General features: G+C 51.1%; 14 protein-coding genes and 1 other RNA gene. 14 read left to right on the top strand and 1 reads right to left on the bottom strand.

The window, feature by feature from the left end:
• Window positions 1-120: 120 nt before the first annotated feature.
• The 14 genes from rpoE (at window position 121) to PPOP_RS04245 (ending at window position 13473) form a co-directional block, all read left to right on the top strand.
• The gene (gene rpoE, locus PPOP_RS04305; protein WP_006284850.1) at window positions 121-666 is read left to right on the top strand and encodes a DNA-directed RNA polymerase subunit delta; all 546 of its coding nucleotides are present in this window, start codon (window positions 121-123) and stop codon (window positions 664-666) included.
• 530 nt (window positions 667-1196) lie between these two features.
• On the top strand, window positions 1197-2798 hold the full coding sequence (locus PPOP_RS04300) for a CTP synthase (RefSeq protein ID WP_006284849.1): 1602 nt from the start codon (window positions 1197-1199) through the stop codon (window positions 2796-2798).
• 214 nt (window positions 2799-3012) lie between these two features.
• Window positions 3013-3405: a response regulator gene (locus PPOP_RS04295; RefSeq protein ID WP_006284848.1), complete on the top strand. Its 393-nt coding sequence runs from the start codon at window positions 3013-3015 to the stop codon at window positions 3403-3405.
• 247 nt (window positions 3406-3652) lie between these two features.
• Window positions 3653-4507 carry a class II fructose-1,6-bisphosphate aldolase gene (fba, locus tag PPOP_RS04290; RefSeq protein WP_006284847.1) on the top strand — a complete coding sequence of 285 codons (855 nt, stop codon included), beginning with the start codon at window positions 3653-3655 and terminating at the stop codon, window positions 4505-4507.
• A gap of 155 nt (window positions 4508-4662) precedes the next feature.
• The gene (locus PPOP_RS04285) at window positions 4663-5916 is read left to right on the top strand and encodes a UDP-N-acetylglucosamine 1-carboxyvinyltransferase (RefSeq protein WP_006284846.1); all 1254 of its coding nucleotides are present in this window, start codon (window positions 4663-4665) and stop codon (window positions 5914-5916) included.
• A gap of 289 nt (window positions 5917-6205) precedes the next feature.
• Window positions 6206-7498: a transcription termination factor Rho gene (gene rho, locus PPOP_RS04280; RefSeq protein WP_006284845.1), complete on the top strand. Its 1293-nt coding sequence runs from the start codon at window positions 6206-6208 to the stop codon at window positions 7496-7498.
• 167 nt (window positions 7499-7665) lie between these two features.
• A complete protein-coding gene (gene rpmE / locus PPOP_RS04275) occupies window positions 7666-7863 on the top strand; it encodes a 50S ribosomal protein L31 (protein WP_006284844.1) in 198 nt (65 codons plus the stop codon).
• 260 nt (window positions 7864-8123) lie between these two features.
• Window positions 8124-8391, top strand: an RNA gene (gene ffs / locus PPOP_RS20010) — signal recognition particle sRNA large type.
• Between the two features lie 179 nt (window positions 8392-8570).
• Entirely contained in the window at window positions 8571-9719 is a 1149-nt protein-coding gene (locus tag PPOP_RS04270) for an ATP-binding protein (protein ID WP_006284843.1), read from the top strand.
• Between the two features lie 125 nt (window positions 9720-9844).
• Window positions 9845-11602, top strand: a complete 1758-nt coding sequence (dnaX, locus tag PPOP_RS04265) for a DNA polymerase III subunit gamma/tau (RefSeq protein ID WP_006284842.1) — start codon at window positions 9845-9847, stop codon at window positions 11600-11602.
• Between the two features lie 37 nt (window positions 11603-11639).
• Window positions 11640-11951, top strand: coding sequence for a YbaB/EbfC family nucleoid-associated protein (locus tag PPOP_RS04260; protein ID WP_006284841.1), 312 nt, complete (start codon window positions 11640-11642; stop codon window positions 11949-11951).
• A gap of 230 nt (window positions 11952-12181) precedes the next feature.
• The gene (gene recR, locus PPOP_RS04255) at window positions 12182-12781 is read left to right on the top strand and encodes a recombination mediator RecR (RefSeq protein ID WP_006284840.1); all 600 of its coding nucleotides are present in this window, start codon (window positions 12182-12184) and stop codon (window positions 12779-12781) included.
• A 155-nt stretch (window positions 12782-12936) separates the two neighbouring features.
• On the top strand, window positions 12937-13209 hold the full coding sequence (locus PPOP_RS04250) for a DUF2508 family protein (RefSeq protein ID WP_006284839.1): 273 nt from the start codon (window positions 12937-12939) through the stop codon (window positions 13207-13209).
• The gene (locus tag PPOP_RS04245) at window positions 13210-13473 is read left to right on the top strand and encodes a pro-sigmaK processing inhibitor BofA family protein (RefSeq protein ID WP_042227407.1); all 264 of its coding nucleotides are present in this window, start codon (window positions 13210-13212) and stop codon (window positions 13471-13473) included.
• Window positions 13474-13678: 205 nt separating this feature from the next.
• On the opposite strand, the gene PPOP_RS23830 is transcribed toward PPOP_RS04245, so the two are convergent.
• On the bottom strand, window positions 13679-13885 hold a 207-nt coding region (locus PPOP_RS23830; protein ID WP_234399670.1), incomplete at its 5' end, for a hypothetical protein.

Genomic DNA, 13885 nt, shown 5'->3' with positions numbered 1-13885 from the left:
TGGCATTTTTTTGTCCGCGCCGGATAAACTTGCTTTTTCATGGAAAATCGGTTTTACTTAGGTGTGAAACAGGATATGATCGATTTATCCGTTTGAACCTTTGAGAGAGGATGTGTCCTTATGAGCACCCCGTTGGAATTGAAGCTGGATCCCGACAAAGTGCAAGAAATGCCGATGGTGGATATTGCTTTCCTCGTACTGAAAGCAGCCAACACGCCTTTCTACTACCGTGATCTGATGAATGAAGTTGCGAAGCTTCGCGGACTCAGCGAAGATCAAATTAATGATGTCATTGCACAGTTATATACGGAAATCAACATTGATGGCCGCTTCGCGTGCGTAGGGAACAATCTCTGGGGATTGAAGCGCTGGTATCCAGTCGATCGCTCGGAAGAGTCGATGGGCTCGAAGCGTCCTCGCATCATCAACGATGACGACGATGATCTGGAAGATGACGATATGTTCGTCGAAGAGGACGACAGTTACAACAATGACGAAGACTTCGGCTTCGTGGACGAAGACAGCGAGGACGATGAAGAAATGTATGCGGGTGAAGAAGAAGATGCGGAAGTAGAAGAGGAAGTCCTTATCGATGAGGAAGAGATTGATGAAGACAACTCTGACAATGAAGAAGAGCCGGATGTGGACGAGGATAACGATCAGTAATCGGAACCGACGCCTGTGATTGTGATGGACCGTTTGCTTATGATTCCCGAGCGATCTCCCTGGAGGTGCATCGGCGGGAAGATAAGCAAACGGGTTTTTATCGGAACCGCTCCTCTGCTTGCAGCTTTCGTACCCCTTGTCCCGCTTGCCGGAGCTGGGCCGCTGCCAATGGGAGGGGAGGAAAACCCCTCCTTTATCTGGGTATATCTGGATTCTGGCGGCACCTCGATCAATTGGCTAAATCGGTAAACGATCCCTTGACACGCCATGTCCTACAGAGTAAACTAGCATATGGGCTTTTGATTTGTTTGTAATTGAATAGGTGGATTGAGCTAAAAGATGAAAGTGCCCCGTGACACTATGGGAGTCACTTTTTTTATTTTTTTATTTACATTTTTTCATCAATTTTTCTCGTGCAAATGGGTTACGATAACATCAGGCAGCATGTGATTTTTTCGAACCCTGACTCAAGAATCAAAGCCTCCCGAGAACATGTCTTGTATGCATTTGATCATAGGAGGGTTTCACCAGTGGCAAAGTATATTTTTGTGACGGGCGGCGTTGTATCTTCTCTAGGCAAAGGGATCACCGCAGCGTCCCTGGGAAGATTGCTGAAGAATCGGGGGCTGAAGGTTACGATCCAAAAGTTCGACCCCTATATTAACGTAGATCCGGGTACGATGAGCCCGTATCAGCATGGCGAAGTGTTCGTTACCGATGACGGAGCAGAGACCGATCTCGATCTCGGACACTACGAACGCTTCATCGACATCAACCTGTCGAAGAACAGCAATGTTACGACCGGTAAGGTTTATTCTTCGGTCATCTCCAAAGAACGCCGCGGTGAATATCTGGGCGGCACCGTTCAAGTGATTCCGCATATTACGAATGAGATCAAGGAGCGCGTCTTCCGCGCCGGTAAGGAAGCCGGTTCCGACGTGGTCATTACCGAGATCGGCGGCACCGTCGGTGACATTGAGAGCCTTCCGTTCCTGGAAGCCATTCGCCAGATTAAGAGTGATGTCGGCCGCGACAACGTCATGTACATCCATGTTACCCTGATTCCATACATTAAGGCTGCCGGCGAAGTGAAGACGAAACCGACACAGCATAGCGTGAAGGAACTGCGGAGCATCGGGATTCAGCCGAACATGCTCGTATGCCGGACGGAGCACGCTTTGTCCGAGGACTTGAAGCGCAAGATCGCGCTCTTCTGCGATATTGATGCCAATGCCGTCGTGGAATGCCGCGATGCCTCCACTTTGTATGAGGTGCCGCTGATGCTTCGCGATCAAGGCATGGATGACATCGTCGTCAGTCATTTGAAGCTGGAGACGAAGCAGCCGGATATGACCGAGTGGATCAAGCTCGTCGATCGCGTGAAGCAACTCCAGGGACAAGTCGAGATTGCGATCGTGGGCAAATATGTCGCTCTGCACGATGCGTATCTGTCTATCGTCGAAGCATTGGCGCACGCAGGGTTCGATGCCAATACGGAAGTAAACATCCGCTGGGTCAACGCGGAGGAGATTACGGACGACAATGCCCGGGAGCGTCTCGACGGTGTCCACGGCATTCTGGTGCCGGGAGGCTTCGGGGATCGGGGCATTGAAGGCAAAGTATCCGCGATCCGCTATGCGCGCGAACAGAAGATTCCGTTCTTCGGCATTTGCCTCGGCATGCAGGTGGCGGTTATCGAATATGCCCGTACCGTGCTGGGTATGACAGGAGCGAACAGCTCGGAGATCAATCCATCGACCGATTACCCGGTCATCGATCTCCTTCCGGAACAGAAGGATATCGAGGATCTAGGTGGAACGATGCGTCTGGGACTGTATCCGTGCAAGCTTCAGGAAGATTCGCTTGCGATGGCAAGCTATCAGGACGAGCTGGTATATGAGCGCCACCGTCACCGTTATGAATTCAACAATGAATACCGCGAAGTGATGGAGCGCGCGGGGCTGAAGTTCAGCGGTACATCTCCAGACGGGCGGCTGGTCGAGATTGTAGAGCTGGCTGATCATCCATGGTTCCTGGCGGTGCAATTCCATCCGGAATTCACCTCCCGTCCGAACCGCCCGCAGCCGCTGTTCCGGGAGTTTGTCCGGGCGGCCGTCGCGCAAGGCAGGTAACGATCCAGGCAGGAATTCCTATTATGGGTATTCTTGCCTATTTTTGCAATTCGTAAGGGGAAGTTCATGTTTTTCCGTATTTCGAGCAGGATTTTAATATATTGAGGCGAATAAGTACCATTATTCTTACTTTGGAAAAAAAGCATATTCATACGAGGCGACGCCTGTCTTAGCGGATGCACTCGCTCGTGTTACACGATGGGAGGGATACCAGTTGGATAAGAAGAAAGTATTGATAGTCGATGATCAAAACGGTATTCGAGTTCTTCTGATGGAAGTATTCAGCAGTGAAGGATACTCGACTTACCAAGCTTCCAACGGGAAGATTGCATTGAACATCGTGCGTGAGGAATCTCCGGATATTGTCTTGCTGGACATGAAGATTCCGGGCATGGACGGCTTGGAAATTTTGAAGCAGATTAAGAAGATGGAGCCACAGATGAAAGTCATTATGATGACAGCCTACGGAGAACTGGATATGATCAAGGAAGCGACTGATCTCGGCGCGATCATGCATTTTACGAAGCCGTTCGACATTGATGAAATGAGAGTGGCGGTGAACATGACGCTTCAACAGGAACATACGGCGGCGAATATGACGACATGACCCGATAGACAAGGTAATGACATAGGTTTGAACGATGCTGGGCGCTGAGACCCGGCTTCTTTGTTTTGCGGGCTCGGATGAGTTTCGAAGCGTGGAAATGGCGGCCTCACGGCAGTCTTGAAGCGGCAGGGTTTGTCAAGAGGTTGTTTACTTTTTTGCGATCAAATGTGATATAATAACACCGTACTGGATGTCGGCTAACTACAAGAAATACAGACAAAGACAACTTCTTAGGAGGATGGAGACCATGCCATTAGTTTCGATGAACGAATTTCTGCCAAAAGCAAAAGCGGGCAAATTCGCGGTGGGCCAATTCAACATTAACAACTTAGAATTTACTCAAGCGATTACGGAAGCAGCAATGGAAGAAAATGCGCCAATTATTTTCGGTGTATCCGAAGGGGCATTGCGTTATATGGGAATGGAATATACGGTTGCCATGGCGCAAGCGGCTGCAAAGAAATCTGGCTTGCCAATCGCTTTGCATCTTGACCACGGCAGCACATTTGAAGTCGCCATGGCTTGCATCCGTGCAGGATTCTCTTCCGTCATGTTCGACGGGTCCCACCATGCATATGAAGACAACATTCGCTTGACCAAGGAAGTTGTGAAAGCGGCTCATGCAATGGGCGTATCTGTCGAAGGCGAATTGGGAACTATCGGCGGGGTCGAAGACGACCTGGAAGTGGATGAAGCATCCGCACAGCTGGCTAATCCGGAAGAAGCGATCCGTTTCTATGAAGAAACGGGCGTAGATGCGCTGGCTATCGCTGTAGGTACTGCTCACGGCATGTACAAAGGCGAGCCAAAACTTCATTACGATATCATTGAAGCGGTAGCTTCCAAAATCCCTGTGCCGGTTGTGCTTCATGGTGGTTCCGGGGTGCCTGACGAATCCATCCGCAAGGCAATCGCGGCAGGCGCCGGCAAAATAAACGTGAACACCGAGAACCAAGTCGCTTGTACGGCAGCGATTCGTGAAGCATTGGCGAAGGATGCCGATATGATCGACCCTCGGAAATATATGACTCCGGCTCGTAAAGCGATGGTGGAAGTCGTTCGCGCCAAAATTCGCTTGTTCGGCAGCAACAACCAAGCGTAACAAGCGCAATTCCATAGTTAATACTACGTTTACGAATGCGGGAATAGCACCGGTTCGCCGGTGTTCTTCCCTTTTTGCATTATGGGGAGCCGATATAAGCCGGATGTCGCCGGCTATCGGGTTTGTCAGCAACGCATGGGAGGAACTGGCTTGTCATGGAGAAGTTAATGATTAGCGGCGGTCGGCCGCTTCGAGGCTCCGTTCAGATCAGTGGTGCCAAAAATAGCGCGGTAGCGCTTATTCCTGCAGCAATCCTTGCGGAGACGGAAGTCGTACTGGATAATTTGCCCGAACTGAGCGATGTCGCCACTTATATGGAGATCTTGACGGAGCTTGGCGGACAGGTTGGCTGGGAAGGTTCCTGTCTTCGCATCGATCCGTCGCGGATGATTTCGGTACCGATGCACAATGGACCCGTTAAAAAACTGCGGGCCTCCTACTATTTGATGGGTGCGCTTCTGGGCCGGTTCGGCGAAGCGACCATCGGCATGCCGGGCGGCTGCAATTTCGAGCCTCGCCCGATCGATCAGCATATCAAAGGCTTTGAAGCGTTGGGCGCGACGGTGACGAACGATCACGGCTCCGTACGTATTTACGCGCGAGGGCTTCGCGGCGCCAAGATCTATTTGGATGTCGTCAGTGTAGGGGCGACGATTAATATTATGCTTGCAGCCTCGCGCGCCAAGGGCACTACAATTATTGAAAATGCGGCCAAAGAGCCTGAAATTATAGATGTTGCCACACTGCTTAATGCGATGGGCGCCTGCATCAAGGGAGCAGGTACGGAGACGATCCGCATTGAAGGCGTGGACAGCCTGCACGGCTGCACGCACTCGATTATTCCGGACCGCATTCAGGCGGGAACGTATATGATTGCGGCTGCGGCCACCTGCGGCGATATGCTGATCGATAATGTTATTCCAAAACATCTGGAAGCCCTTACGGCGAAGCTGGAAGAAATGGGTGTTCACGTTATCGAGGGCGATGAGTCGCTTCGCGTTATCGGCCAGCCCGAATACAACAGCATCGATGTGAAAGCGCTTGTCTATCCCGGATTTCCAACGGATCTTCAATCCCCGATGACCAGCTTGCTGACGCAAGCCAAAGGGGTGAGTATGCTGACAGATCTTGTGTACAGCAGCCGCTTCAAGCATGTTCCGGAACTGGCCCGCATGGGGGCCAAAATACGGGTTGAAGGGCGAACCGCCGTCATCGAAGGCACGAAGCTGAATGCGGCGAAGGTGAGAGCTTCCGATCTGCGTGCCGGCGCCGCGCTCGTTATTGCCGGCCTAACGGTAGATACCGATGTTACGGAGATTTCAGGAGTCGAATTTATTGATCGCGGGTATGATCATCTCGTGTCTAATTTGCGCAATCTTGGCGCCGATGTATGGCGTCAGGTGGAATAAATCGATTCTGTTGGGGTAAAGATAGGTTAATAATAGAATGATATGGGCACAATCCATACAGAAACATGATTTCTATTTCTACGATATATCAACCTATGACGAAGAATTGGCTGCCTCTGGCTCACCATCTTCTTATCTTCATTCCGTCCACGATTTCTTTCCGGTGAAACTGCCCGTCAATACACTGACATAGATAAAAGAGCAATTATGTATTTCCGTGTTGAATGAGGGAAATGGACTTATTGATACGATATTGTCCGCATTTTATAACAGAATAGGAGTTGTATTTATGGAGTTACAAATTTCCGATTTGGAAACGAAGAAATTGACCGAATTGTACAAGCTGGCGAAGGAGTTCCAGATTCCGGGCTATGGACAATTGAAGAAAAAAGAATTGATTTTTGCGATTTTGCGCGCGCAAGCGGAGCAGGGTGGCTACATGTTTATGGAGGGCGTCCTTGACATTTTGCCGGAAGGCTTCGGCTTCCTCCGGCCGATTAACTATTTGCCGAGCACGGAAGATATTTATATCTCGCAGTCGCAAATTCGCAGATTCGATCTGAGGACGGGGGATGTCGTCTCAGGTAAGTGCCGCCCTCCGAAAGAGAACGAGCGCTATTTCGGGCTGCTGCAGATTAATGCCGTGAATGGCGAAAATCCAGACGATGCCGCGCAACGGCTGCACTTCCCTGCATTAACTCCTCTTTACCCGCAGAAGAAGCTGGTGCTCGAAACTTCCCCGGCCCGCATTTCAACACGGATTATGGATTTGATTGCTCCTGTTGGCTTAGGACAGCGTGGCTTGATCGTCGCACCGCCTAAGGCCGGGAAGACGCTACTCTTAAAAGAAATCGCGAACAGCATCTCGGAGAACAACTCTGAAATTGAGCTGTTCGTGCTTCTGATCGACGAGCGCCCGGAAGAAGTCACCGACATGCAGCGTTCCGTCAAGGGTGAAGTCGTGGCATCTACATTCGATGAAGTGCCGGAAAATCATATCAAGGTCGCCGAGCTGGTGCTTGAGCGGGCGCTTCGCCTTGTGGAGCATAAGAAGGACGTGGTCATTCTGCTGGACAGCATTACCCGGCTGGCACGGGCCTATAACTTGGTTATTCCGCCATCGGGCCGGACACTGTCCGGCGGTATCGATCCGGCTTCCTTCCACCGCCCGAAGCGATTCTTCGGATCGGCGCGCAATATCGAGGAAGGCGGCAGCCTGACCATACTGGCGACGGCACTGGTTGAGACCGGGTCGCGCATGGATGATATCATCTACGAGGAATTCAAAGGTACAGGCAACATGGAGCTGCATCTGGATCGCAAATTGGCGGAACGCCGTATTTTTCCGGCCATCGATATCCGACGCTCCGGCACGCGCCGGGAGGAGATGCTACTATCGAAGGAAGAGCTCGACAAGCTGTGGATGATTCGGAAAAATATGAACGAAACGCCAGAATTCATCGATCAGTTCCTCAAGAAGCTGCGTGATGCGAAAACGAACACGGAATTCCTGACTACCTTGGATACGAGCGGCAACACGCCGACGCCGACACGCCGTACCCGGAGCACTTCGGTAAGCTGATAGAGATCGGCGGGGGTAGGTTCGCGGAGCCGCCGGACAGACGCTAGTCCCTTCCCGAATGCGCTACTTTCTGGTTGCGCTGTTGGGCGGGCCGTGCTATAATTCATAATTGTTCTATATAACTCTGGGAACGCAAAGGGCTCAGGGCGGAAAGAAGGTGAATTCGAATGAATGAAGCGATACAACCCAAATACCACACTACAACGGTAACTTGCGCATGCGGCAATACGTTCGAAACAGGTTCGGTTAAGGAAAACCTGAAAGTAGAGGTATGCTCGGCCTGCCATCCGTTCTTCACTGGCAAACAGAAGTTTCTCGATGCAGGCGGTCGTGTGGATAAATTTAAGAAGAAATATGGCATGTAATACGTTAAATATAGACTCCCTTGCTGGTGACAGCGAGGGGGTTTATTTTTTTATGCAGCCGTACCGCTTCGCACAAAACGTAATACTCATCGAGGGGCATATGCGCTGTGCGGGCCTCATTTGTGACGTCGGTACGCTGCTGTTTTGAGGCTTCAGCGAAGCCGAAGCTGGGGCGGAGAAGGAATCGGCAGAGGACCGGGCAGCTGTAAACAATTTACTTCGGTTGCACTTTCGGGGCAGATCGTCTATACTAAGTTATACCGTGCTAGACGGGGAGGTAGCGGTGCCCTGTAACTCGCAATCCGCTATAGCGAGGTTGAATTCCTGTTAGAGGTTTTGTTGATGTGAGGCTTGGTATTCGTCTTTGGTGTTGACGGCTGGGTCCTTCGCAATGAATACCTATGAATCTGGTCAGGTCCGGAAGGAAGCAGCCATAAGTAGGGTTTTTCATGTGCCGGAGGGAAGCCTGGTCTGAGCTGTAAGACGAAGGTGCCGCTCGGATCACAATAATCAATAACAGGTGCGCGGTTCCATATCGAATGTCCAACACCGAGCGAATCGGTGTTTTTTGTTCTCTACTCATGAATATATGATCATATATTCTAGATGGTAAGGCAGGATTTTTTGCGTTTTCGGATACTATAGGTATTTCCCAGCATCAAGAGGGAGCGGTAGAGATGGGCGCAATAATACGATGAGGTGAGCCTATGACGGAATTGAATCAGCCTCTTGGTTTTCAGCAAGCGCGTACCCTCTCCTCTGCCAGATCGACAGAGGGTCAGGATCAGGAGCAAGGAAGGCTGAATTTGCTGCAGCAGTTTGTGGGTTCTTTTTTGCAGGATGTCAATCTGGGCATCCTGCTCCTCGATGTCCAGTTCCGTCTGGTGGATATTAGCGATATGGCGTGCCGGATTCTCGGATGGACGAAGTCTGAAGTGCTGCATCGCCGGGTCAATGACTTGTTCGGCGAGATGCCGACGGAGTACCATCTTATGCAGCAGTCGCTTCTGGAAGGTGTCGTCACACATAACCACGCCGTCTCCTGGACCAACGGATCGGATCGCTATGAGCTGTTGATGGACTCGAACGTGATACGGAATGAACAGGATCGGATTGTTGGCGCTTACGTGCTGCTCAAGAATGTGTCCGAGCTGCGCTTGCTGGAAGAGCAAGTGCAGCGGAGCGACAGATTGGCCATGATCGGCCAGATCGCGGCCGGAACAGCTCATGAGATACGCAACCCGCTAACCTCGATCAAGGGCTTTCTGCAAATGTTCAAGAAGAAGCTCGACAAGCATGGCATGATCAAGGAAGTGCATTATACCGATATTATGCTGACCGAGATTAACCGGATCAATGAGTTAGTTGGCGAGTTTCTGTTGCTGAGCAAGCCGAAGCATCTTACGATAGAGCGGGTCAATCTCCATCAGGTGTTGGGCGAGATTCTGCCTATCATTCAGAATGAGGCGGTTCTGCATGCGGTTCAGGTCAACTATAAGGCGGATCAGGCACTGCCTCAGGTCATCGGCGACCGCGAGCTGCTCAAGCAGGTGTTCATTAATATTGCCAAAAACGGTATCGAGGCGATGGGTGAAGGCGGCGTGTTGAACGTGACGGCGAGACGGGATAACGAGAGCAAGCGGGTCCTGATCGACATTCAGGATTCGGGTCCGGGCATTCCTTGCTGCATTATCGAGAAAATTTTTGATCCCTTCTTCACGACCAAGGCGAACGGCACAGGTCTAGGATTGTCTGTCTGTCAGCGCATTATTCATGATCTCGGCGGAACGATACAGGTTTCGACCACAGGCTATGGCACGATATTTTGCCTTTATTTCCCATTCCCTTCGCCATAATCGTTGTTTTTCGAATAAAATAGGAGTCAGAACAGCCGTTTTCCTAATTGCCAAAGAGAGGGAATGGCTGTTTTTTTACAATTTGTGATATAGTATAATAAGAAAAACGTTCTCGAGGTTACAGCATGGGACATATTGCATTGTATCGCGCTTGGCGGCCACAGTCATTCGGCGACATGGTCGGACAACAGCATATTATTCAGACATTGCAAAACTCGCTGCGTGAGCGGCGATTCTCGCATGCCTACCTTTTCAGCGGCCCCCGGGGAACCGGCAAGACCACTGCTGCGAAGATCATGGCCAAAGCGGTTAACTGCGAACAGGGACCGGGTCCGGAGCCCTGCAATGAATGCGAGGCCTGCCGGCGCATCACCACCGGTGCGGTCATGGATGTCGTCGAGATCGACGCCGCATCCAACCGGGGCGTAGAAGAAATTCGCGATCTTCGGGAAAAGGTCAAATACGCGCCTTCTGAAGTCCGCCACAAAGTGTATATCATTGATGAAGTTCACATGCTGACGACGGAGGCCTTCAACGCGCTTCTCAAGACGCTGGAGGAACCTCCTGCCCATGTCATGTTCATTCTGGCCACGACGGAACCCCATCGCCTGCCGGCGACCATCGTCTCCCGGTGCCAGCGGTTTGATTTCCGCAGAGTGACGCTGGAGGAACAGGTAGCCCGTCTAGAGCAAGTGTGCAGGGATGAGGGAATTGAGGCAGCACAGGACAGTCTGATCTATATCGCGAAGCTGTCAGATGGTGGTATGCGCGATGCGATCAGCCTCCTTGATCAGGCGGCATCTTTCACCAATGGCCGACTTGACTACCGGCAAGTGCTGGACATTACCGGCGGCATACCGGAGGAACAGTTCGCGGACATTGCCCGTGCCGTTCAAGTTGGGGATGTAGGATCCGTGCTTGTCACGGTGGAGTCGATGATGCAGGGAGGGAAGAGCGCAGACAAGTGCATGGAGAGCCTGCTCTTCTTTTTCCGTGATTTGTTGATGCTGAAGATGGTGTCGGACGGAGAAGGGATGACGAATCGGCTGACGCGTGTGGAAGCGTTCCGGGAGTTGGCCGATGCTTTTGAAGCAGCGAGCCTGTTCCGGATTATCGACACGTTGAACCGGTATCAGACGGACATGAAATACGCAGTGCAACCGCAAACGTTATTTGAGGTAGCCTTGCTGCAGATAGCTGTGGAGAACCGATCGGGGGCGCTAAGTAGCCAGCCGGAGGCGGGAACGGCTGAACGGCAGGCCGAACGTTCCGATGCGGTGGGATCTCCGTCTGTCGTGCAACAATTGCAGCGTCAAGTTGCGTCATTAGAAGCGAAGCTGAATGAATTGGTGAAGGCGAGAGTGCCGGATGGGGGACAACCCGAGCGAATCCTGACCGCCGCCAGAGCACCTGCGCGAGTGTCGCGGATGGCGAAGCAGCCGTCTCACTTCGAACGTTATATCGCCTCGAAGGATTCCTCTGACTCGAAGCGCACCCGCTCCAATTGGGGGCAGGTGCTACAGCGGGTGAAGGAAGCTGGCGTCACGATTCATGCTTGGCTTGTCAATGGGGAACCGGTATCGGCACTGGAAGATCGGGTGCTGGCCGCCTTCAAAAATACGATTCACCGGGACACGACCGAGAAGCCCAACAACAAGCAGGTGATTGAGCGCGTCTTGTTGGAAGTGTTCGGCAAGCCGTATCAGCTCGATACGATGATGCTGAAGGATTGGGAAGAGGCAGCTGAGAAGTCTGCCGGAGAGAAGGAAGAGCCGGCGTTCTGGTTGGAGCCGGAAGGTTCCAAAGCGGAACCGGTGCAAGAACCTTGGATTGACGAGGCGTTCCACATGTTTGGAGAAGACCTCGTTGTCATAAAAGAATAGTTATATTATTCTATATAAAAAAGGAGAAGTTACAGGGATGAACAATATGAATCAAATGATGAAGCAGGTTAAAAAAATGCAAGAGCAAATGCTGAAGGCCCAGGAGCAACTGGCTGACAAGAAGACGACGGGGACTTCCGGTGGCGGCGCAGTCACGGTTGAAGTGAGCGGCCACAAAAAACTGCTCAGTATTGTCATTAAGCCTGAAGTCGTTGATCCGGAAGATATCGAAATGCTTCAAGATCTGGTGATAACCGCTGTCAATGACGCGCTGACCAAAGCAGAAGATATGGCAAATGACGATATGGCCAAATTTACAGGCGGTATGAAAATTCCCGGCTTGTTCTAATTAAGGCGACATGTTCGGCATATACCATTCGGTATATGCCCTTCTGTTTATTGTAGAGGAAGTTCAAAAAGTCCGCTTCGAGTTCTTGCGGCCCTTTCGTGCTAAAAACGGGTCTTTTGAACACGCCTTATTAGGAGCGGAGATTTCGATTTTGCGGATTCTGTCGCGTGGATAGCCGATTCGCGAGAAGCGGCGTTTGCATCCTATGCCATTGAAAAGGAGAGGCAGCCTTGTATTATCCAGAACCGATCGCGAAGTTGATCGAGGCATTTTCCCGCTTGTCGGGCATCGGGCCCAAGACGGCTGCCCGCCTTGCGTTCCACGTCATCCGCATGCCTGAAGATGATGTTATCGACTTCGCCAAAGCATTGGTCAACGTGAAGCGCAATCTGCAATATTGCTCGGTATGCTGCAATGTAACCGATTCGGATCCGTGTCGGATCTGTCAGGATAAGACCCGGGATTCGTCCGTAATCTGCGTCGTTCAGGAGACGAAGGATCTGGTAGCCATGGAACGCATGAAGGAGTTCCATGGGGATTATCATGTGCTGCAGGGCGCAATCTCTCCGATGGAAGGGATTGGGCCGGAGGATATCCGTCTTGCCGAATTATTGAAGCGGCTAAGCGATGAACGGGTCAAGGAATTGATCTTGGCCACGAATCCGAATATCGAAGGGGAGGCGACGGCGATGTACATATCTCGCCTGGTGAAGCCTTTCGGTATCCGAGTGACGCGCATTGCCCGCGGCTTGCCGGTTGGCGGCGACCTGGAGTATGCCGATGAAGTGACGCTGTCGAAAGCGCTAGAAGGACGGCGGGAAATTCAATAAAACCATGCGTTCACATGATGTCAGCGCATAACTATAGCATGAGCGATCTCGGCCTCTGGCATTCAGTCAGGGGCTTTTTTGTCCGTAATTTCGGTTCTAGTCTTGTCCAGATTCCCATAACCTTACTTATACAAAGGAGTGGGGAGGGACGGGACGTGCGATGGCTAACGATCAAGTGTTGGTTCTCCAGTGTCCAAAGGCAGGAAGTCGCGGAGGCAATCGAACATGAGCAACTGATGGATGACATTAGACAGGCGCTCCGGGAATGGGAACGGGCCCATGCTCGATTCCAGTATGCAGTCGGGGAAGACGAGGTCGACTATGCGATCTTTACACTGGAGGCTGCCGAGAAGCGAGTGACGATGCTAATCAAAAAAGCAAAACGGGATGAGCTTCATGCACTAAAGCTGGGGAAAGGGTGGACGTAAATGAAAATGATGATGATAGGCGTACTCATCGTATCGGCGGTATCGCTGTTGTTCGTCTTGCTGCGCCGGCGATTAGCCTGGCGGGGAATCTTGAGCTTCCTCCTTCATGGTACAGCAGCCTTCGTGCTTCTGTACATCGTAAATACGACTGGCTTGGTTGCTGACGTATATGTGCCTGTCAACCCGGTTACGTTATCTACGGTCGGGTTGCTTGGAGTTACCGGTTTGGCGGTAATTATTTTCCTAAAAATGGCTATATTCTAGTTGTTGACTTGCTGCATTTGTATGTGATACATTAATAGACGTCGCTTCGAGAGACCGAGGCAAACAGTTGAGAGATGTCGAAAGACATCGAAAAAAAGATTTAAAAAATGCTTGACGAATAATGCTCGAATGTGATATATTATAAAAGTCGCTGCTAAACGCAATGACAACACGAAAAAGATTGATATAAAGGCTTTTAGAAGCTTTATAGATGCCTTTTGAGCGAATAATTGTTCTTTGAAAACTGAACAACGAGTGATGTTTGTGAAGAGGTCAATGACCTCGTCAGCAATAGAATGAGCAAGTCAAACTTTACACGAGTTCGCAAGGCTGTCAGCGACAGCGCGAATTTCATTTTATGGAGAGTTTGATCCTGGCTCAGGACGAACGCTGGCGGCGTGCCTAATACATG

It is taken from the genome of Paenibacillus popilliae ATCC 14706 (genome assembly GCF_000315235.1).
GTDB lineage: Bacteria > Bacillota > Bacilli > Paenibacillales > Paenibacillaceae > Paenibacillus_B > Paenibacillus_B popilliae.
Note: the sequence above shows the minus strand (reverse complement) of the source record. Positions and strands in the feature narration are given on the sequence as shown.